The sequence below is a fragment of the Halorientalis salina genome (assembly GCF_005049285.1).
In the GTDB taxonomy this organism is placed as follows: Archaea; Halobacteriota; Halobacteria; order Halobacteriales; family Haloarculaceae; genus Halorientalis; species Halorientalis salina.
The window spans coordinates 25,388-45,758 of record NZ_SOSC01000016.1; the positions used below are offsets into that span (position 1 = coordinate 25,388).

Annotated in this window: 18 protein-coding genes; 12 read left to right on the top strand and 6 right to left on the bottom strand. The window is 60.2% G+C overall.

Going from position 1 to position 20,371, the window contains the following annotated elements; genetic code table 11:
• Positions 1-87 precede the first annotated feature (87 nt).
• Positions 88-318: a hypothetical protein gene (locus tag E2481_RS17700; RefSeq protein ID WP_136718492.1), complete on the top strand. Its 231-nt coding sequence runs from the start codon at positions 88-90 to the stop codon at positions 316-318.
• A 699-nt stretch (positions 319-1,017) separates the two neighbouring features.
• Here E2481_RS17700 and E2481_RS17705 read toward each other — a convergent pair.
• Entirely contained in the window at positions 1,018-1,272 is a 255-nt protein-coding gene (locus E2481_RS17705; RefSeq protein WP_136718493.1) for a hypothetical protein, read from the bottom strand.
• 182 nt (positions 1,273-1,454) lie between these two features.
• Between E2481_RS17705 and E2481_RS17710 the strand changes: the two genes are divergently transcribed.
• Positions 1,455-1,694, top strand: a complete 240-nt coding sequence (locus tag E2481_RS17710; protein WP_250137876.1) for a hypothetical protein — start codon at positions 1,455-1,457, stop codon at positions 1,692-1,694.
• 152 nt (positions 1,695-1,846) lie between these two features.
• Here the strand turns inward: E2481_RS17710 and E2481_RS17715 are convergent, their stop codons facing one another.
• Positions 1,847-2,101 carry a hypothetical protein gene (locus tag E2481_RS17715; protein ID WP_136718495.1) on the bottom strand — a complete coding sequence of 85 codons (255 nt, stop codon included), beginning with the start codon at positions 2,099-2,101 and terminating at the stop codon, positions 1,847-1,849.
• Positions 2,102-2,405: 304 nt separating this feature from the next.
• Here E2481_RS17715 and E2481_RS19150 point away from each other — a divergent pair, with 304 nt between their 5' ends.
• Positions 2,406-3,686, top strand: coding sequence for an ATP-binding protein (locus tag E2481_RS19150; RefSeq protein ID WP_136718496.1), 1,281 nt, complete (start codon positions 2,406-2,408; stop codon positions 3,684-3,686).
• A 16-nt stretch (positions 3,687-3,702) separates the two neighbouring features.
• Here the strand turns inward: E2481_RS19150 and E2481_RS17725 are convergent, their stop codons facing one another.
• Positions 3,703-4,347 carry a hypothetical protein gene (locus E2481_RS17725; protein WP_136718497.1) on the bottom strand — a complete coding sequence of 215 codons (645 nt, stop codon included), beginning with the start codon at positions 4,345-4,347 and terminating at the stop codon, positions 3,703-3,705.
• A gap of 843 nt (positions 4,348-5,190) precedes the next feature.
• On the opposite strand from E2481_RS17725, the gene E2481_RS17730 reads away from it, so the two are divergent.
• The gene (locus tag E2481_RS17730) at positions 5,191-5,448 is read left to right on the top strand and encodes a hypothetical protein (protein ID WP_136718498.1); all 258 of its coding nucleotides are present in this window, start codon (positions 5,191-5,193) and stop codon (positions 5,446-5,448) included.
• 549 nt (positions 5,449-5,997) lie between these two features.
• On the opposite strand, the gene E2481_RS17735 is transcribed toward E2481_RS17730, so the two are convergent.
• Positions 5,998-6,768, bottom strand: coding sequence for a pirin family protein (locus E2481_RS17735; protein ID WP_136718499.1), 771 nt, complete (start codon positions 6,766-6,768; stop codon positions 5,998-6,000).
• Positions 6,769-7,227: 459 nt separating this feature from the next.
• A complete protein-coding gene (locus E2481_RS17740; protein ID WP_136718500.1) occupies positions 7,228-7,845 on the bottom strand; it encodes a class I SAM-dependent methyltransferase in 618 nt (205 codons plus the stop codon).
• Between the two features lie 82 nt (positions 7,846-7,927).
• Between E2481_RS17740 and E2481_RS17745 the strand changes: the two genes are divergently transcribed.
• The 3 genes from E2481_RS17745 to E2481_RS17755 all read left to right on the top strand — a co-directional run bounded on the left by E2481_RS17745 (position 7,928) and on the right by E2481_RS17755 (position 11,619).
• A complete protein-coding gene (locus E2481_RS17745) occupies positions 7,928-8,791 on the top strand; it encodes a DUF2250 domain-containing protein (protein ID WP_136718501.1) in 864 nt (287 codons plus the stop codon).
• 41 nt (positions 8,792-8,832) lie between these two features.
• Positions 8,833-9,849, top strand: coding sequence for a TIGR04024 family LLM class F420-dependent oxidoreductase (locus E2481_RS17750; RefSeq protein WP_136718502.1), 1,017 nt, complete (start codon positions 8,833-8,835; stop codon positions 9,847-9,849).
• A gap of 99 nt (positions 9,850-9,948) precedes the next feature.
• A complete protein-coding gene (locus tag E2481_RS17755; protein ID WP_256867916.1) occupies positions 9,949-11,619 on the top strand; it encodes a flavin-containing monooxygenase in 1,671 nt (556 codons plus the stop codon).
• Between the two features lie 54 nt (positions 11,620-11,673).
• Here E2481_RS17755 and E2481_RS17760 read toward each other — a convergent pair whose 3' ends face one another.
• Positions 11,674-12,549: a GIDE domain-containing protein gene (locus tag E2481_RS17760; RefSeq protein WP_169302490.1), complete on the bottom strand. Its 876-nt coding sequence runs from the start codon at positions 12,547-12,549 to the stop codon at positions 11,674-11,676.
• Positions 12,550-12,735: 186 nt separating this feature from the next.
• Here E2481_RS17760 and E2481_RS17765 point away from each other — a divergent pair, with 186 nt between their 5' ends.
• The 5 genes from E2481_RS17765 to E2481_RS17785 all read left to right on the top strand — a co-directional run bounded on the left by E2481_RS17765 (position 12,736) and on the right by E2481_RS17785 (position 20,324).
• Positions 12,736-13,896 (top strand): DUF2092 domain-containing protein, encoded by a 1,161-nt coding sequence (locus tag E2481_RS17765; RefSeq protein ID WP_136718505.1) that lies wholly within the window; start codon positions 12,736-12,738, stop codon positions 13,894-13,896.
• Between the two features lie 115 nt (positions 13,897-14,011).
• On the top strand, positions 14,012-16,234 hold the full coding sequence (locus E2481_RS17770) for a GGDEF and EAL domain-containing protein (RefSeq protein ID WP_136718506.1): 2,223 nt from the start codon (positions 14,012-14,014) through the stop codon (positions 16,232-16,234).
• A gap of 162 nt (positions 16,235-16,396) precedes the next feature.
• Complete coding sequence (locus E2481_RS17775) at positions 16,397-17,449, top strand: thiamine ABC transporter substrate-binding protein (protein ID WP_136718507.1); 1,053 nt, start codon at positions 16,397-16,399, stop codon at positions 17,447-17,449.
• Positions 17,449-19,242: an ABC transporter permease gene (locus tag E2481_RS17780; protein ID WP_136718508.1), complete on the top strand. Its 1,794-nt coding sequence runs from the start codon at positions 17,449-17,451 to the stop codon at positions 19,240-19,242. Before E2481_RS17775 ends, E2481_RS17780 begins: the two co-directional genes overlap by 1 nt.
• Entirely contained in the window at positions 19,230-20,324 is a 1,095-nt protein-coding gene (locus tag E2481_RS17785; protein ID WP_136718509.1) for an ABC transporter ATP-binding protein, read from the top strand. The genes E2481_RS17780 and E2481_RS17785 overlap by 13 nt, the downstream gene beginning before the upstream one ends.
• The last annotated feature ends 47 nt before the right edge of the window (positions 20,325-20,371 follow it).

Below are 20,371 nucleotides of genomic sequence, written 5' to 3' on the forward strand. Positions count from 1 at the left end.
TGGCATCGAGTACGCGCTATAACTATGAACGAAGATCATACACTCTCAGCTCACGGCGGACGCGTAGACAGTACTCTAACTGTCGAGATGGCCAAACGCGATCGGGCAGTCAACACCGAGGTGTATACGGCTGCGGATGAGCTCCGGGTCGAGGTCACTACGGAACTCGACGACGGAACATTGGCGGTCAACACGTTCCAGTTTTTCATAGTTCGGGGTGAAGACACCGTGATCCCGAAATCCGAGATCGCCGATAAGTTCCGACTCGTCGTGGCTGCAACACTCCGCGATCAAGGGTACGACCTCGCGTTGCAGTGATGGATCGATGCTGTTCAGGGACAGTCACCCGACCAAATCTCGGACACGGCCAGTACCGATCCATTTGCGTCTTCATTGAACGCTCTCGAAACGAGGGCGAATCCCTGTTTCGCTGAACTACCGATTCTCAGAGACCATTTTCGATATCGATTGCCCTGTCGAGTGTGGATTGTACCTAGGGCATTCAATCACCTGTCTGTAATCGTATATAACTGCTACCTGGACTCCTTCGTTCGGAGACACCTAACTATGTAGATGATACAGTAGAATTATAGGACAGGTGGTGAACCCGACCGCCGAAGTAATTCGAGTCTGTTGGATATGGGGGTTTGCGATCGCGTTTGCTCTGAGTCTCGATGGAACTGATCCCACTATAGATTACCGCTACGTAGTGTTTCACCTCGACTATCTTAACGCTATAATCCCCACACGTAGCGATGGTATGGAGGTGAAAAGTAGGGGCTCCGGTGTAGTAACATAATTATTATAATTATGGCTGAAATGTATGCTGTATCTATGGGTTGTATATGTTTGTGTATTGTGAGAAAATAGATTGCTGGCTGAGACAATAGATGGTAACTATACTCATAGTCAGGTTGATTATCTCGACCGATAATTGATAGAATCCCGATTCAGCGGGTACAACGAGCCGCCGGGAGGAACGCAATCATGCAATGTGTAGCGTGTGGACATCAGAGTTCATACAACAGGGCCGTGGTGGATACAGTCGACGATACCGAAATCGGTGTGCTCTGCCCGAACTGCGAGCGCAAACAGTTCGGGCAAGCACTCGAAACGGGTGACTGGATCGACGAGGTTTGCGTGTTGTGTAACCGCGATGGATATTACGCGCTGCCGGAGTGGCGGGCATATGTCGTCGAGGTCGATGGCAAACGGGTGTCGCGATCGGAGTACTCGATGGAGCCACCTAGTCCATATCTGTGTGACCTCCATTACGACCAGCTCACGGAATCAGCACCCGCCGATGCAGAGCAAGTACCACACTCCCCGGAAACATGAAATGCATCTCGTGTGGTCTCGAAGCAGGCTTTACGAGACTCATCGTCCACGTCGAAACCGGAAACAAGCAGGGAAGTTTGTGCTCGAATTGTGAATCGAAGCTCACGCGGTTAGCGTTGAACGGGGACGCTGGCGACGACGAGACGAACCATCGCTGTCTCGAGTGTGGCAAAGCCGGCGTCTTCGCGGTACCCGAAATGCAACTTTCCATCGTCGACGACGAGCACGGGGACAAGATCAATTACGAGTACGAGATCGAAGACACGACGCCACAGCTGTGTACAGCACATCTCGAATCGCTGCTCCAGGCACCGCGGGGCGTCGACCCGTTGAACATGCTGGAAGACAAAATCTAGTGGGCCAATCAGCGAGTACTTCTGATAGATGCGGTCCAATCCGGACGTATTGATCTCATTTACCGACTGCCGCGAACTCACCCACTGCCGTTTCGATACGCGTATTGATCGATACCCGCTGTACCGGGCGACCGCGAGTGATCGCCACTCATTCAGGCCTTTTCGGGGTGATCTGCGGTGAAATCCCGCCAGAAGTTGAGTAACCAGTAGCCCAGCGCGGTTCCGATCAGGCCCGCCGCCAGGAAGTACACCAGCAGTTCTGACCCGAACACTCGTCCCGGAAACCGAAACGCGTAGATGACTCCTTCGACGGTGAGTGAGATCAGGACGAGCCCGACGAGCGAGATGCCGACTGCACCGAACATTGCCGTCGTCCCGTCTGCTTCGTATCTCACGAGTCCGAACATGGCAGCCACGAATACCGTAGCCATGCCGAGAATATAGAACGGTAACCGAGTCTGGACATCTGCGACAGTGCCCGTCGAGAGGCCCAGCAAACCGACGAAGCACGCGGTGAGAACGAGGGAACTACCCACGATAAACCCGGCTGTCTGTCTCGCGAACTCACCGCGCAACAGCGAGACCATACCGAATTCACTCACTTTCCGCGCAAAAATCTACTGGCGGTGACGTGATCGAAATAGAGATGTTTTCTTTGATTGGTGATACTGGTCAGAAGACATATAGCCGAATCGTGGATAGAACTATGCGATGCCAACCGCTCCGTCCGAGATCACGGTCACCGTCGATGGCGGGACGCTTCCCGTCGTCGACCTGCTGACGGGGCGAGGGTTCATTACTGGCAAATCGGGGAGCGGGAAGTCAGTGACGGCGAGCGTCATCGCCGAGGAGTTGCTCGACCACGACCTCAGCTTCCTCATTGTCGATACCGACGGTGAATACTACGGACTCAAAGAACAGTACGAAGTCCTCCACGTCGGTGCAGACACCACCTGTGACGTTCAAGTCGGTGCCGAGCACGCTCCGCTACTGGCCGAGTTGGCGCTCGAAGATGACGTTCCGGTGATCCTCGATGTCTCTGGATATCTCGACGAGGACGAGCGAACGGCGTTGCTCGAACGTGTCGTCCGCGAACTGTTCACCCGGGAAAAGCGGGTCCAGAACCCGTTCCTCCTCATCGTCGAGGAGATACACGAATACCTCCCGGAATCCGGTGGGCTCGACGAGTTCGGGAAGCGATTGTTGCAGATCGCAAAGCGTGGGCGCAAACGGGGGCTCGGACTCTGTGGCATCTCGCAGCGGCCTGCTGCCGTCGACAAGGATTTCATCACGCAGTGCAACTGGATCGTCTGGCATCGCCTGACGTGGAACAACGATACGGACGTCGTCAGGCGGATACTCGATTCCGACGCGGCGACGACGGTCGAGAATCTGGAAAACGGGGAAGCGCTCCTGATGACAGACTGGGACGAACGAGTCAGGCGAGTCAAATTCCGAATGCGGGAAACCGTCGACGTCGGTACCACCCCTGACTTTTCGAATCCGACCGAACCGGATCTGCGGCCCGTCGATCCGTCGATCGTCCAGCGTCTGAACGACGTCGGAACCCACACATCGGCGGATACCGTCGCGCGAGAGGAGCGCACTGACGAAGCAGCGACAGCCACCCAAAACGGCGAGAGCGAGCCCACGACCACGAGTTCGGTGGCGGCCGATGACGAGTCGTCGACGGAGCGAAACCCACCCTACTCGTCTCGGTCGGGGTCAGGAGCGGCGACGGTTCAACGGGACAATCTCCTCCTGGAACTGGGCGATATGATGGTGTACCTATTTGGTCTCATCCGGACCCGGAGTATTCACCTCTGCACCTATTGTTGGCGGGAGTTCCGCCTCGCATTCGCATTCGCCGGAGAGATACTGACGAATTCGATCGGAGTCTTCGCTGATCGAGACGACACCTGGCTGAGTTATCTCGTCGGACTGCTCTTTCTACTCGCGGTTCTGAGTGTGTTTTTCTGGGTTCTGCTCTAGATTCATCTGGAGGCTCTCAGTCCGAAGCCCGTCCAGAGAGCCGACGCGTTCGGATGAAGAGATAGATCGGACCAGTGATTCCGGACGAGACGACACACCCAACGACCAGTAGGCCGACCACGTAGGCGAGCGTCCCAGACAACGTGCCTGACGGGAGGCCGACGAAGGCCGTCTGAATCGCACTGACCGCAACGCCACCCGAAAGTACGTATTGCCAGGGGTTCGGCTGCCAGTCGCGCTCGGCCGCCTGGTGCCCCTTCGCGTCGTTATACAGCAAGATCGTCCCGAACACAGCGAACAGGAAAAACGACCAGTACAGGCCGACGACGATGGCCCACGAGATCGACGTCCCGAATCCCTGAAAGACCGATAACTTGTCGACTACCAGAGCCAGGACTCCGAGAACGGTCGGGGCATACAACAGCCACAGCGGACCGTCACCGAACAATGACGACGGACCCCGGTTCCCTGATTCGGTGATTTCGACGTCATCAGCTGAGTACGGGGACCGGTCGGAGATACCCACCTGAAGGACGTCGTCGTCCAGTTGCAACTCGATGACACCGTCCCACCGTGCGGTCGTCAGTTCCCATTCCCCACCTTGATCATCGATCTGGATTCGCCCCATCCCGGTCACCTCCTCGCCTCGAGGGACGCTCATTGCATTTGAACGGTCCGAATCCTATCTGTTTCGAGTCCGTGTGGTCTACTTTCATTGGTTCTCCGTGTTCGACGGTACAGCCCTGGCTCGGCGGTGATGCCTCTCACGCCGGGAAACACTTTTCAATCAGCGGAGAGAAGAACGAGATGTTCCACCAACCCGTTCTTCCGGTAACTGTCGTGTTCCTAGCTACAGGTACGGAGACACCCCACGGAAATTAAAATTATGCTATGATTAGAATACGTTCTAATTATGAAGTGATTTAGGGTGTCGGGACGGCGGAAAACCGACCGAAGAGACCAGAATACTGGTCTATCGGGGATCCCACCCAGGATGTATATTGGGTGCGTTCTCACCAATCGTATAATATTCCAGACTAGACTGGTGGACCGAGTGAACGCGAAGGACTCGTCCGGTTTCGTGGAACTGTATCCGCTGAAAGACCAATCTCAATAGATAAGGAATCTGCCATAGTTTCGGATTGGGGGTATCGATGATCGCAGTCCTGGACATATGCGGAGACGTTGTCTTACGCGGACAACCGGGATCCGTCTGCTAATTCCCCTCACATTTCAACGACAATTAGATAGCAATTGTCTGACGAATCTTTTTGAGACATGCGCACAGATAGAGTTAGACCCACAGAGCCATGTTATGCTTTCACGTGGTCCCGGTTCGACGAGATCAAAACCGTTCCGATGCAATTCGGATGATCTCAACATGAGCGGACCCTCGTCATCCAGACGGCCGAACGACGGTGAGACGCCGAAAATCAGGACCGACACGCGAGACGCTGGCGATGACCATCCATCACTGATTCGATCACACGGCGAAAACCCACGTGTGAAACACGTTCAGAAGGAGTGGGAGCACCGCAATCTATACGTTCCGGAAGAGCTCGACGAGGCCCTCGAATCCGTCCGGTCCGATATGGCGGACTGTATCAGGCAGGAACTCGACGGTGAAATGGCTGTCACCCGCCATTTCTACCCAGTGATGATCCATCTCGGGTTGGCGGAGATCGCGAAACTCTCGTCGGTGGAGTTCGCGGAACGGGTCGATCAGATACCGGGTGTCGACTCCGACGAGTTTTCGGAGTGAGTAATGGAGCGACAGGGGCCCGCGAACAGGCGGAACTCACGTTGAACGAGTCGAATTTGCCGGATCGGGGCTGTACAAGGGCTGTGAACGGTGTCTTACGCGACGCGACTCCGTTATTCGCCTGACATCACGACGGATTCTAACAATTCGACTGTGACCGTCGTCTGACATCGAGGACACGCGAAGGAAACCTCCATGTACATCGCTCCGTCCGTCGTGGACCCGATGTTCTCCAGGGAGAACTCACTGTCTTCGATCGATGTTGCCAGCGTCGAATATGCGAAGCTGTGGTCACATGGAAGTGTGAAAGGGGCGTCCACAACGTCCACATCGTTTTCGTGTGCTGGCACGACTGACATTACTATCTATTCACTGGGAAAGTAAGTTTTATTGAGAATAATCAGATAGGTGTCTGACATTAAATTCGGCTGCATACGAGTAGTAATAATACCCAAAGGATGATACGGTGCTACAGTTGTCCCGACTGCTTGATGCTGTTTCCGACCGGAATCCGTCCCGGACTCTTCGCTGGTCCTCGAAAGCAGCTACTCAGCGGCCGATCGTCCCTTGGCGGGTGATCGGGGCGTCGGGATTGATGCTGAAGGCAACGAGGGTCGAGTCGTCCGTGGCCGTCACGGGCACGTCGCCAGCATCCGTCACGAGACCGCTTTCTGTATATCCCAGCTCGGCTTCTCCTTCGCCAGCCGTCACAGCGCCGTCGAAGACGTAAAAATAGGTGTCCCAGCCGGGTCTGGAGGGTAGGCTGACGGTCGCGCCGGCGTCGAGCCGACAGTCATAGAAATACACGTCGTTGCGGACGTGTAGTGGAGCATCGCCGTCCTCGGGTCCGAAGAGGGTGCGCCACTCGTTGGGGTTTGCGTCGGGAATCGGTTCGTGCTGGATGTCGGGGTCGAGATCGAGACTGTGTGGCCGGACGAATATCTGCAGCATCCGCAGCGGTGGGTCCTCTGCGAGCGTCTCCTCGGCGTGCCAGAAGCCGCTGCCGGCGTTCATGACCATCACGTGGTCCGAATCCGTGACCAGCTCGTTCCCCTGGCGGTCGTCGTGGCGCATCACACCGTCGGGAACCCAGGAGATGATCTCCTCGTTGCGGTGCTGATGCATCCGAATCAGCGTTCCCGGATCCATGAACGACTCGACGACCGTTGCCAGCGGGCCGTAGCCGTGATCGTCGTGGCCCGGAACGAGCCGGCCAGGGAAGTTGAAGTGCATTCGAAACTTGCCCTGATATTGTGAGATCTCCGTCCGCGGGGCCGTGTGGATGTGTGACTGCGCTTGCGACGACGGAGAGTTGTCCATTACGTCCGGATAAGGTATCAGGAGTTATATGAATTCTGTAGCGGGGGAGCCACAGACCTGAGGGCAGAACACGTCCCAGATCGCACACCAGTCGCTCTCGTTGGGACAGTCCTGCCACAGATCGTGGACGTGATCAGTTTCGGAACGAAAGCGATCCGTCGCTCTGTTGGGTCAGATCCCCACGGTCGCGGGTCGAATCGATCAGTGTCCCACACTCGGGACACTCGTACCGAAGCGAGTCGGAACGGATCTGAATGGTCCAGTCGCCGTTTATGAGATTAGCGTGGTTGCAGCCGGTACAGTAGAGCGTCGCCTTTCGGGCCGGTAGAGACTTAGAGGGAGACATCCTTACATCTTTATTACGTAGAGTTATATAGTTGTCGTCCGCTGCTTCACCAGTTGCGAACGAGCGACCAGTCCACGGAGGCGGCCGTACTGGCCCCGATAGCGGGCGTTACCTCAAGAGACGCGAAAGACACGAACAGTGTCTCGATCGGTCGGCTCGCACAGCAACTGGGCGAGCCCGAGATCGGAGAACACGCGCTTCCACTCCCGGAAGTACAGCGGGAAGTCGTCGTTGACGACCGTCTTCGTTTCCCCCGTCCGGCCACGCTGTGGACTGTTCCCTTCGTTTTCGGCAGTAATGAGGAGATCACTCGTGATACGCGTGAGTTCTTCGAAGACCCACTCGTTTTCGGGCGGCACGTGCTGGAGCGTTTCGACGGAGTAGACGACGTCGAACGCGTCGTCAGCGAACTCGGGAACGATATCCTCGATAGCGCCGGTGTGGAACGTCCCCGTCTCGGCGAGTCCCGGATAGTGTGAGGCCATCACGTCGAAAGAGTCGTCGTTGATATCGATCCCGGTGAGGTTCTCGAAGCCGTTGTCCCGGAGGTGGGCCAGGTGGCGGCCCGAACTACAGCCGACTTCGAGGATCGCGGCCTCCTCGCTGGCGTAGTACGAGAGGACGGTCGCGAGCGTGTCGCTCACCTCGTTGGGCCCGATCTCGGCGTAGTACGCGGGCGAGTACTGGCCGGAGCGCTCGGCCCACTCGGTGTGTGTGTCGTCAGGGTCCATACCGAGCATATCGTCGTGAAGACAATAAGGCCGATCGATACGCGATGGGTTCAAACGGCCATCGCTATTATCGGCCCCCAAGATGGTATCCGAGGCCGAAATCGAGCGCCTTCGACGGGAGGCAGATACCATCATGACTCGCATCCAGGCGGTCGACGATGCTCTCGAACGGGCCCGCAACGAAACCGGCGACCACTGGGAAGCCGGTGAACTCGACCTGACCCTACGGACGCCTCAGGGCGAGGACATCGACCTCGAACTCGACCTCGATGCGGACGCGGCGACGAACGCCCAAACACGCTACGAGCGCGCGAAAGAACTCGAATCCCAGCTCGAACAGAAACAGGCTGTCGTCGGACAGTTGGCACCGCTACCCGCCGATCCAGTCGCGTATCTCGTGCTCTATCACCTCGATACCGTCGAGGGAAACTACCCGCGGTCGATGGCCGGGCACCTCGATGCAGAGCGGAGCCAGGTCGAAGCGTTGTGTGAGGAGATGGAGTCCACGGGGTTGCTCGAACGGGTCGAATCGGGGACCGTCAAACAGCGTCGCGTGAAGGCGAAAAAGGCCGATGAAGTCCGGCAACACCACACGTATTATCGACTCTCACGGGAGGGTGATCACCTACTCCGGTTTCTGGACGACGATGAAGGCAAACTGAACGTCCTCCGGCATCTGCCGGACGGCAGGACCATCGCACAGCGACTGGCGCGCGGCGGTCCCGACTATCCGCGAATGACTGCCGAGGAACTGGGGATGGAGTTCGAGTACGTGCGACATCTCTATCGTACGCTGCGACGCACCGGCCTCGTTACCGTCTACGAGGGAAGTACGATCAAGGGCAGCGAACGAAAGTTGAAACCCAAAGACGAGACACATCGCAAACACACCTACTACGTTACTACGTCGACGGCCGATCGATTGTTACGGGAGTTCGACGACTGAACGGGGGTACTTCCAAGTACGAGCCGGATGGAGTCCTGAACATGCCAACAGGTGCCAAACTCGATACGACGCTCCCGATGAGTACGTTTCCCTCGATGGACGCCGCCATCGAGTTCGCACAGGACGCCGAAGACGTCGGCTACAGTTTCATCTCGATGTCCGAGGTGACGGGGTACAACGCGGTTGCAGTACAGGGCGCGCTTGCGAGACAGACCACAGAGATCGGTATCACGAACGACGTTATCTCCCCGTACGGTCGGTCGCCGGCACTCCTCGGCCAGACGGCCGCCACTGTCCAGCAGCTCTCCGGCGGGCGCTATCGAATGGGGCTGGGTGCCTCCTCGCCGCCGCTGGCCGAGCAGTGGCACGGCCGCGAGTTCGACCGCCCGCTCCGGACGCTCCGTGAGGCCATCGAGATAATCAACATGATCCTCGCCGGCGAGCGCGCGGACTACTCGGGCGAGATCTTCGATCTCGGGGGCCTCAACCCCGAGTTCGACGCGATCGAACCCAAACCGGGCATCGACATCGCCGCGCTCGGTCCAAAGTCCGTCGAAATGACCGGTCGCTTTGCCGACGGCTGGGTGCCACAACTGTTCACGCCGGACGGGCTCCGGGACCGTCTCGAAGACCTCGAACGGGGTGCCGAACTCGGCGACCGCTCGCTCGACGACCTCCGGGTGACGCCGACCTTCCGCTGCTGTGCGCTGGAGGACCGCGAGCGCGCTCGCACGCTCGCCCGCGACCAGCTGGTGTTCATGCTGGCTGCCTACGGCCCGTTCTATCGGGAATCGGTTGCCAGGCAGGGCTGGGAGGAGGTGACGTCGGAGATTCACCAGCGCTGGGAGGACGGTGATAAAGAGGGCGCTCGCGACGCCCTCCCGGACGAACTGATGGACGACCTCGTCGGTGCCGGTCGGCCCGAGGAAGTCCGGGAACGCATCAGGAAGTTCACTGACATCGACGCCGTCGATGCCGTCCGAATCTCCTTTTCACACGGCCAGTCCGTCGAGGAACTCGAACAGACCAGGGACGCGCTCGCACCGGAAAACTGGTAGCAACCCGATTCCGCGTTCGACCGTCACTGATATACAGCCGATAGTCTGGTGGGGTATTTTTAACCGGGGCCGTCCCTATGCTTGAGGCAGTGATTCAGCGTGTCTGACATAGACACACATACTGAGGGGGGTACTGGGTCCGCCGACGTCGACGCAGTCGTTATCGGAGCGGGGTTCTCGGGGCTCTACATGCTGCACCGCCTGCGGGAACTGGGCCTCTCCGTTCGTGTCTTCGAGAAGGGTGACGGTGTCGGCGGGACCTGGTACTGGAACCGCTATCCCGGCGCGCGCTGTGACAGCGAGAGCCACATTTACTGTTACTCGTTTGCCGAGGAACTGCACGAGGACTGGGAGTGGAGCGAACGCTACCCTGAACAACCCGAAATCCTCGCGTACCTCCAGTTCGTCGCCGACCGGTTGGACCTCCGCCGCGACATCGAGTTCGAGACTGAGGTCACGTCGGCGACGTACGACGAGTCATCGAGCACCTGGACAGTCGAAACGGCGGACGGCGAACGCGTCTCCACTCGCTTTTTCATCACTGCGGTCGGCTGTCTCTCGAAGCCCTTCCGCCCCGATTTCGACGGGCTGGACGATTTCGAGGGCGAGTGGTACCACACGGCCCGATGGCCCGACGAGGAGATCGATTTCGGCGACGACCACGTCGGCGTCATCGGTACTGGCTCGACCGGTATCCAGTTCATCTCCGAGGTCGGCGGGCGCGCCGATCACCTGACCGTCTTCCAGCGGACGCCGAACTACGCGGTCCCCGCCAGGAACCGACCGCTCGGCGACGAGGAGTACGCGGACATCCGGGCGAACTACGACGACATCTGGGAGCGAGCGCGGGACTCCCGGCTCGGGATGCCGTTCGACTGGGAGCAACACACCGCGTTCAACCTCTCTGATGAGGAAATCGAGGAGGTTCTCGAAGAGCGCTGGCAGCAGGGCGGCTTCCGATTTCTCCACGCCTTCGAGCCCGGGTACATTCTGTCGAACGCCGAGATCAACGAGACGATCTCCGAGTTCATTCGCGAGAAGATCCGCGAGAAGGTGGACGACCCGGAGACGGCCGAGAAACTCGTCCCCACCGACCATCCCTACGGCTCGAAACGCCCGCCGATGGATTACAACGACTACTACGGGACGTACAACCGCGACGACGTGACGCTCGTCGACGTCGACGAGGCGCCCATCGAGGCGTTCACGCCCGATGGTATCCGGACGGCCGACGACCACTACGACCTCGATACCGTCGTCTTCGCGACGGGATTCGACGCGATGACCGGCGCGCTTCTGGCGATCGATATCGAAGGCAGGGACGGCCAGACGCTCGAAGCGAAGTGGGAAGCCGGACCGCGAACCTATCTCGGCCTCGGAATTCACGGCTTCCCGAACCTGTTCACCATCACTGGGCCGCAGAGTCCCTCGGTCCTCACCAACATGCCGATGGCCATCGAACAGCACGTCGAGTGGATCGCCGACTGCATCGCCTACATGGACGAGCAGGGGTACGACCGCATCGAGGCGACCGAGGACGCAGAAACCCAGTGGGTCCAGAACACGAACATGCTGGCCGAAAACATGCTGTTCTCGGAAGCCAAGTCCTGGTACCGCGGCGCGAACGTCCCCGGGAAAACCCAGGTCTTCACGCCGTTCCCCGGTGGCCTCGACAATTACCGAGAGATCTGTGACCGAGTCGCGGGTGACGATTACGACGGCTTCGAACTCGACCGGGTCGACGACGCACCGACGGTCGAGGGTCGCTGACACGACCACCAAGTCACGAAAGCGGGAGTCGACGTGTCGCACGACCGCAGGAAGTCAGACCACTCCGGCACCCACGACGAGGAACCCGACACCGACGAGACCGATGGCTGCCGCCACCCCGTAGGCCAATTTGTAACTGCCGAGGTCCGACACGAGCGCGTCCTCGGACTGATCCGAGACGATCATCGACCCGTCCCCGTCCGCTGGGGGCGTAATTACCACGTCGTCGGGACCTAACGGATACGTCGCGTCGGCCGTCGCCTCGGCGTTCCCGAGGAGGTATATCTCCGCGCCGGGTTCGATCGTCTGCTCGTAGTACCGACGTTCGCCGTGTTTGTTCCCGATATCGACGATGTTCGTGATCGAATCAGTCTGTTCGGAGATGCCGGTCTCTCCCTCGACGAACTCGGCGATCCGTTCCGGCGGGTCCGCGTCGGGCGGCACCGTCGTTTCCACGGGGAAGCGGTCGAACGAACAGTAGACGTCTTCGACCGTGACGCCGCTCGCGACCAGTCGGTCGAAATCGACGGGGCCCAGACTGAGTTCGGTTCTGCCCGCGTCCTCGCCGACGACGCGGTCGTCGATATCGACCTGAACTTCGCCAGTTCCGTCGTCGATGACGAAGGGTTTCGCGTACACACCCGAGGCGCGCGTCTCCCACATATCGGTGTTGCCGCGCTCGTCCCACTCGTCGATTTCCCACGCGGAGAGGACGGACTCCTCGTCCCTGATCGGCGACTGAAACGGCTCCTCGCATTTGACCCGGCCCTTGAGCTCGACGAGTCCCTCGTCGTCGATGGACCGGACATCGGTCGTTGGCGTCTTCGCGACGAGGGAGTGACGACGCTGCTGTCGCCAGCCCAATCGACCGACGAGACCCGCGATTACGAGCGTGACGAGGCCAACGCCGAGCGCGCCGATACTGACCATACGAACTATTGACAGATTTGGCCGAACGGATACATAAATCGAGGGGACACGGACCTCGAAGCCCCGCTGGCTTCCGTCGCGCCTGCCCGGGGAACGACGACATGACATTTATAAGTTGGCCACGGCTTCCGGGTCTGAACCTCGCGGTTCCGTTTTATCCGAGACCGGGCACGAGTTGGTAGTGCAATGGTTCCCGACAACCTCCGTGCTGCCCTGATTGCAGTCACGTTCGGCGCGCTGGTCGTCGCCTCCGGTGTTACCGGAGCGGCCGCGATGACCGACCAGTCGCCGACTGCGGAACAGCCCGAAGAACAGACAGAGAGCACGTCTTCTGATGCGGACGAACAGACAGATTCGCCGTCTCCCGACGGTGAGGAAGTGATCGAAACGTTCGAAGAACGCGTCTCGTCACTCGATACGCTCGTGATGGCCTACGAGACGAACGTGACGATGAACGACAACCGGACGATGACAACCCTACAGGAGATGTGGGTGGACTACGAGAACGATCGCATCCGGACTGAGACCGAAACCGATCGGACCGAGACGATCACCGTCCGCAACGAGAGCAAGACGGTGACCTACGACGTGGAAAACAATCAGGTGAACCGGTTCGACAACACCGGCGACACTGGGCCGAAGACGATGGTTGACCGAATGCTCAACAACAGCGAACTCTCGTACGACGGCCGCGAGCGTCTGGACGGTGAGCAGACCTATCGGCTGGAGGTGACCCCCACGAACACGGATGGGATGGACGGGTCCGTCGACGCGACCGTCTGGCTCGACACGGATACCTACTTCCCGACGAAGATGGCCACAAACATCGACAGCGGCGAGTCAGAATACGAGATGACCGCTCAGTTCCGGAACGTCACGCTGAACGAATCGATTCCGGACGATCGGTTCACTGTCGACATCCCCGATGACGCCGAGGAACCGGACCACTCCATGCCGAACCGGAGCACCTACGACTCGCTGTCGGCCCTCCAGGACAACACGAACCGATCGGTCCCCGACCCGGACGTGCCTGACGCCTACAACTTCGATCGAGGAGACGTCATCGACGGTGACGACTACCACGCGATTACGCTTCGGTACACCAATGGAGACGGCGAGTCCCTCCACGTCGCCACACGCTCCGCGACGGGCTTCAACTACAGTGACAGCGAGCAGTTCGATGCAGTCGATGTCGGGAATCAGACCGGCTACTACACGGACTACGAGTACAATGGCAACACGACGTCCATCCTCGTGCTCGACTGTGCGGACAATTCCTACAGTCTCTCCGGTCGACTCTCGAAAGAAGAGATCATCGACATCGGCGAATCGCTCGACTGCGAGTGACCACGCCGTGACCCGATCTGACCTGCCGTAACGAGTATCAGCGAACTGCTTTTTTTTACGGCGACACTGGTGACGCCAAAGCGATTTATCCATCCCCCTATACAACGTCACTAACATGAGCGGATCCGAGCGTGATAGTGACGTTCTCATGCGGGACGAGATGCTCGAACGGGTCTCCGACGCGGTCGTCGTTCTCGATTCTGACTTCCAGTGTCTCACCTGTAACGAACGAGCCGAAGGGCTCCTCGGGACTGACGCCGACGATATCGTCGGGAGCCACGTCTGGACCGTCTTTCCGGACATGGTCGGCACCGAGGCCCAGCGGAAAATCGAGGCGACGATGGAATCGGGCCAACAGGAGACCTGTGAACGGTACGACGACGATATCGACCGCTGGTTCGAGGTCCGCGTCTATCCCGACGAGGACGGTGTCTCCCTGTTCTTCACCGATATTACCGAACGGAGAGAGCGAGAACTGGAAGTCGACCGATACGAGCGGATTCTCGGGCATCTCCCCGTCGCCATCGAGCGAGCGACGACCGGTGATGACGACGAGTTCACGTACGTCACTGAGGGGCTGGTCGAGTTGGTCGGTGCCGAATCGACAGATGCGCTCCTGGATCACAGGCCATCCGAACTGTACGCGAACGCGGACGAACGCGAGGCGCTCGTCGAGTCACTGGCTGCGACCGGGCAAGTGTCGGATCGACCGATCGAATTCGAGACCCTTGCCGGAGATACCTTCGAGGGTACAATCACTGCGAGCCGCGAGGAAATCAGCGGTGGGGAGTACTACGTTACCATCTTCGAGAGCGGGACGGACGAACGGGAACACGAACAGGGTCTCGCGAGGGCCGACGCGATGTTCCGGAACGCACAGGACGCGATATTTTTCGTCGACGTCGACGCCGGCGCGGAGACCTTCGTCTTCGAGCGGGCGAATCCGGCCTACGAGGACCAGACGGGACTGTCGACGGAGGATATCCGTGGGGAAACGGCCGGAGAAATCCTCGGCGACGACGCCGGCGAGACGCTCGTATCGCGGTTTCGCGAGTGCGTGACGACGCAGGAACCCGTCGAGTGCGAACTCGAACTCCCTGTTCCGGACGACGAGTCGTCGTGGTCGATTCGAATTGCTCCGGTGGTCGTCGATGGTGAGGTCGTCCAACTCGTCGGTTCCGGGCGTGACGTGACGGACCGCAAGGCACGTGATCGGGACCTCGCGCGCTACGAAACATTCGTCGAGATCGCGACCGAGTTCGTCACGGTCGTCGACGCCGAGAAGACCGTGGAGTACGTGAGTCCGGCGGCTACGCAGGTCGTCGGCCACGAACCGGACGACATCGTCGGGTCGTCGCTCCTCGAACACGTCCATCCCGACGACCGGGAAGGGGTGGAAACGGAGATCGGGAAACTGCTTGGTAGTCCATCGAAGACGGTGACGTGTACCTACCGGTTACAACAGGCCGACGGGTCGTGGGCGACCGTCGAATCCAGGGGAGTCAACCGGTTGGACGCCGACGCGATCGGGGGGCTCGTCTTCGTTACGCGGGACGTCACCGAGCAAACGGACCGCGAGCAGACGCTCGAACAGGTCCGACAGCGGTTCGAACTGGCCGTCGAGGGCGCGACTATCAGCACCTGGGACTGGGACCGGGAGGCCGACGAAATCGTCTTCAACGACGAGTGGACCAACATGGTCGGACTGGCGAGCGAGGTTCCCGAATTCGATTTCGACATCTGGGCGGACGTGATCCACCCCGACGACGTGGACGACGCGAGGGCCGCACTGAATGCCCACCTCGACGGCGAGACCGAGCGGTACGACCAGGAAGTCCGGATGCGGACCGAGGACGGGGACTGGCAGTGGGTTCGGACGATCGGAACAGTGGTCGACCGCGACGCGAGCGGGACCGCCACCCGAGCGACGGGGCTTCATATCGACATCGACGAGCGCAAACACGTCCAGCAGGGCCTCTCGGAGACGACGAACACGCTCGAAGCCGTCATCAAAGCCTCGCCGAACGCAATCGTCATCGTCGACCCAGCCGGCGAGGTCGTACTCTGGAACCGTGCGGCAGAGCGACTCTTCGGTTGGGAGAAAGACGAGGTCCTCGGCGAACCCGTCCCGTTCATCCCCGAGAACAAACCCTCGAAGTTCGAACCGGTCATCGGCCAACTCAACAGCGGCGAAACCATCCAGACCGTCAAGACCCGACGACAGACCAAATCCGGCGAACTCCGCGACGTGCGACTCTCCTCGACGCGGATCGACGGCGAGGACGAGATCGTCGGCTATCTCGGCATCTTCCAGGACCTGCGCGCTTCCCAGTCCTGAGACGCTGCTGCGAGTGGTCGGTCGGTACGGTCACATTTCGACACCGAATCCTTCTTTTACGGTCTCTCTGCCGCCGAAGAACTACCGCGATTCCTGTCACTGTGCCGTTAGCTACCGTATAATTTCGGAAGGCGTTTATTAACTCGGTGTAACAACCCGGTAATGAGACGACGACGATTCCTGCAACAAGCCGGGGCTGGCGTCGGCGCGGCGACGTTCCTGGCGGGGTGTAACACCGCACCGACTGGCGATGACACGCTCACGATCGCGACGTATTCGTCGTTCACTGGCGAAGACACGGCTGGTGCGTGGCTGAAGTCGGCGTTCGAGGAGGAACACTCGGACGCAACTGTGGAGTTCACCACGCCCGAAAACGGCTTCAACCAGTTCATCCAGCGGAAACAACAGGGTGCGCCTATCGGTGCCGACATGTATGTCGGACTGAACACCGGCGAACTCGTCCGAGCCGACGAACAACTCGACGAGGACCTGTTCCGTTCCTTCGAGGGAACTATCGAAGGGAGCGAGGGGGTCAAGGAGAGCCTCCGTATCGACCCCGACGGTCGCGTGCTCCCCTACGACACCGGGTACATCTCGCTGGTGTACGACGAGGACGAGGTCGAGAATCCCGGCTCGTTCGACGCGTTGCTGGAACCCGAATACGAGGACGCGCTCATCACGCAGAACGCCCAGCAATCGGATCCCGGACGCGCGTTCCTGTTGTGGTCGATCCACGAGCAGGGGCCCGACAGTTATCTCGATTACTGGGAGGGACTGCTGGACAACGGCGTTCAGGTCATCTCCGACTGGGAACCGGCCTATCAGGCCTATACGAACGAGGAAGCGCCGATGGTCGTCTCCTACTCGACCGATCAGGTGTTCTATCACGGTCCCGACGTGGATATGTCCAGACATCAGGTCGGCTTCCTCAACGATCAGGGCTACGCGAACCCGGAGGCAATGGGCGTGTTCGCAGACACCGACCAGTCGGAACTGGCGCGGCAGTTCATGGAGTTCGTCCTCTCGGAGCGTGCACAGGCCGAAATCGCGGTCCGAAACGTCCAGTTCCCGGCCATTGAGGGCGTCACGCCGAGCGAGGAGTTCGACGAGTACGCGCTCGAACCGCCGAACCCCGTGACGTTCACGTACGACGAACTGGTCGGTAACGTTGGGACGTGGATCGACGACTGGGCGCAACTCGTCGCGAGCAACTGATGAACGAACGGCGGTGGGCGGAACGGCTGGCGATTCCCCTCGGATTCGTCCTGACGGTCGCGGTGCTTGCCGTCGTGTTCTACTATCCGGTCTGGAGCGTGTTCAGTCAGGCAGTTTGGAGCGACGGCGGTCCAACGCTGGCACCGCTGCTGGACGTGCTCACCGACCCGTTCTACACCGGCGTGGCGCACTATCTCTTTACAGACCCTCTTGCTGTTCCGGGCGGAATCGCGACGTGGCTGCAGGCCGGTATGCCGGCAGTCGAACTCGGGCTGTTCGGATTCACGGCCTACCAGGCGCTGTTATCGACCGTCGCTAGCGTCGCGCTGGGGCTCCCGGGCGCGTATTTGCTGGCTCGCTACGAGTTTACGGGCCGGGAGACACTGCGGTCGCTGACCATCCTTCCCTTCGTCCTGCCCTCGATCATGGTCGCCGTGGGGTTCGTCGCCATGTTCGGCAGCCAGGGGTTCCTGAACGACGTGCTCGGACTGCTTGGACTGGGGTCGATCGAGATACTGTATACGCTCGAAATCATCGTCCTCGCGCACGCCTTCTACAACGCGCCGCTCGTGACGCGACTCGTGGCCGCCGCCTGGGAGTCCGTCGACGTTCGTCGCGTCGAGACTGCTCGTGCGATGGGTGCCTCTCGGATGCGAGCGTTCCGTGACGTAGTCCTCCCAGAGCTCTTACCGTCACTGCTGACCGCGGCGCTGCTCACGTTCATCTTCACGTTCATGTCGTTCCCCATCGTGCTCGCGCTGGGAGGCCTCCGATTGGCGACGGTCGAGGTGTGGATCTTCGCCCGCGTCCAGAGTCTCGCGCTGGCTGAGGCGGCGACGCTGGCGACCATCGAGACGGTCCTATCGCTGCTGCTGCTGTACGTCTATCTCCGCTACGAGGACCGACAATCGTCTGCCAGTAGCGGGGGCACACCGCTGGCGAGACGCCCATTCCTGGTGGGTTGGAACACGCTCACTGATTTGCGCCGGATCGGGCTCCTGACCTACGGCGTCGTCGCGCTCGCCGTGTTCGTCGGACCACTGTTGAGTCTGGTCGTCGAGAGCGTCACCGGGCCGAACGGGGCTTTCACGACGGCGTATTACGAGTTCCTCCTGTCCCGGCAGACAGCGACAGCGTCGGGAACGACCAGGCCCCTTCCCGCGATCATCAACTCACTGGTCTTCGGCGTCGGGACGCTCCTGCTCGCGATGCCGATGGGAATCGTCGTCGCCGTCGTCGCGACGCGAGACCTCCCGGGCAGTCGACTCGCGGAGGCAGTCCTGACCGCACCACTCGCAGTCAGCGGTGTCGTCCTGGGAATCGGACTCCTCCAGACACTCGTCTTCGGAACGGTCCTGTTCGGCCACCGATTCACGGTCCTCGGCCCGGTGGCGATCGTCCTCGCACATGCGATCGCGGCGTACCCGTTCGTTACCCGAAACGTCGCGCCAGCGCTGGGGAGTCTCGACGACCGACTCGTCGATGCGGCCCGGTCGCTGGGTGCGACCCGTACCCGGGTCATGCTCGACGTGGAACTGCCGCTGATCGGGGCCGCAGTGACGGCCGGAGCCGCCTTCGCCTTCGCCATCAGCGTCGGCGAGTTCGACTCGACGGTGTTGCTCGCGAGCAACGTCGACAGTTACACGATGCCGGTGGCCCTGGAACGATACATCGGGAACCGATCACTCGGGCCGAGTCTCGGCCCCGCGACCGCGATGGCTACCGTCCTGCTCGCGATCACGGCCGCCAGTTTCGTCGTTATCGACCGCATGGGCGGGCGGTGGGACCTGTGACTGACACGGCTGATGCCGTCGACCGTACCCCTTCCGATGAGTCGGGTGTCGAACTCGATGGCATCTCCGTCGCGTTCGACGGCGTCACGGCGCTGGACGATATTTCCCTCTCGGTTGCTGAGGGCGAGTTCTTCACGCTCGTCGGCCCCTCGGGCTGTGGCAAGACGACGACTCTGCGGGCCATTGCGGGGTTCGAACCGCCGACTGAGGGTACTATCCGTATTGGCGGTCGCTCGGTTGAAGGGGTCCCGCCCGAAGAGCGGGACATCGGGATCGTCTTCCAGAACTACGCGCTGTTCCCGAACATGACGGTCCGGGAAAACGTGGGCTACGGGCTGCGGTTTCGGGACTCGCCAGGCGACCAGTCACCGGCGGCCCGTATCGACGAACTCCTCGATCTGGTTGATATGGAGGGGATGGGCGACCGCGATCCGACGGAACTCTCGGGCGGACAACAGCAACGGGTCGCACTCGCTCGCGCTCTGGCTCCCGGCCCAGAGGTCCTCCTGCTGGACGAACCCCTGTCCGCGCTCGACGCGCAACTCCGAGAACGTCTTCGCGTCACCGTCCGGGACATCCAGCAGGAACTCGGGATAACGACTGTCTACGTCACACACGACCAGGCAGAGGCGCTTGCGATTTCCGATCGCGTCGCCGTCATGTCCGACGGTCGACTCGAACAGGTTGGAACGCCCGAGGCCATCTACCGGGAGCCTGCCTCGCGGTTCGTCGCGACGTTCATCGGCGACAACAACCTCTTCGAGGGCACTGTGACCGATACTGCCCCTCCCCGCGCCACGATCGACGGCCAGCCGTTCCTGCTTCCAGCTGGCTCCGAGGTGTCGGCCGGGGAATCCGTGACGCTCACGGTCAGGCCAGAAGCCATCGAACTCGGAGACGGGGATGCGACGCTCACGGTGACCGTCGACAACGTCGAGTTCCTCGGCGACGCGTATCGCCTCCACTGCGACTGGCAGGGGCAGTCGATACTCGTGAAGACGTCGGCCTGGACACAGACTGACGACGCGGTGGAACTCGGGATCGATCGCGATGACGTTCGAATCATTCTAGATTCCGATTGAGTAGCCGATTTTCTCAATGCCAATGGCCAGACTGCATACGCACAGGA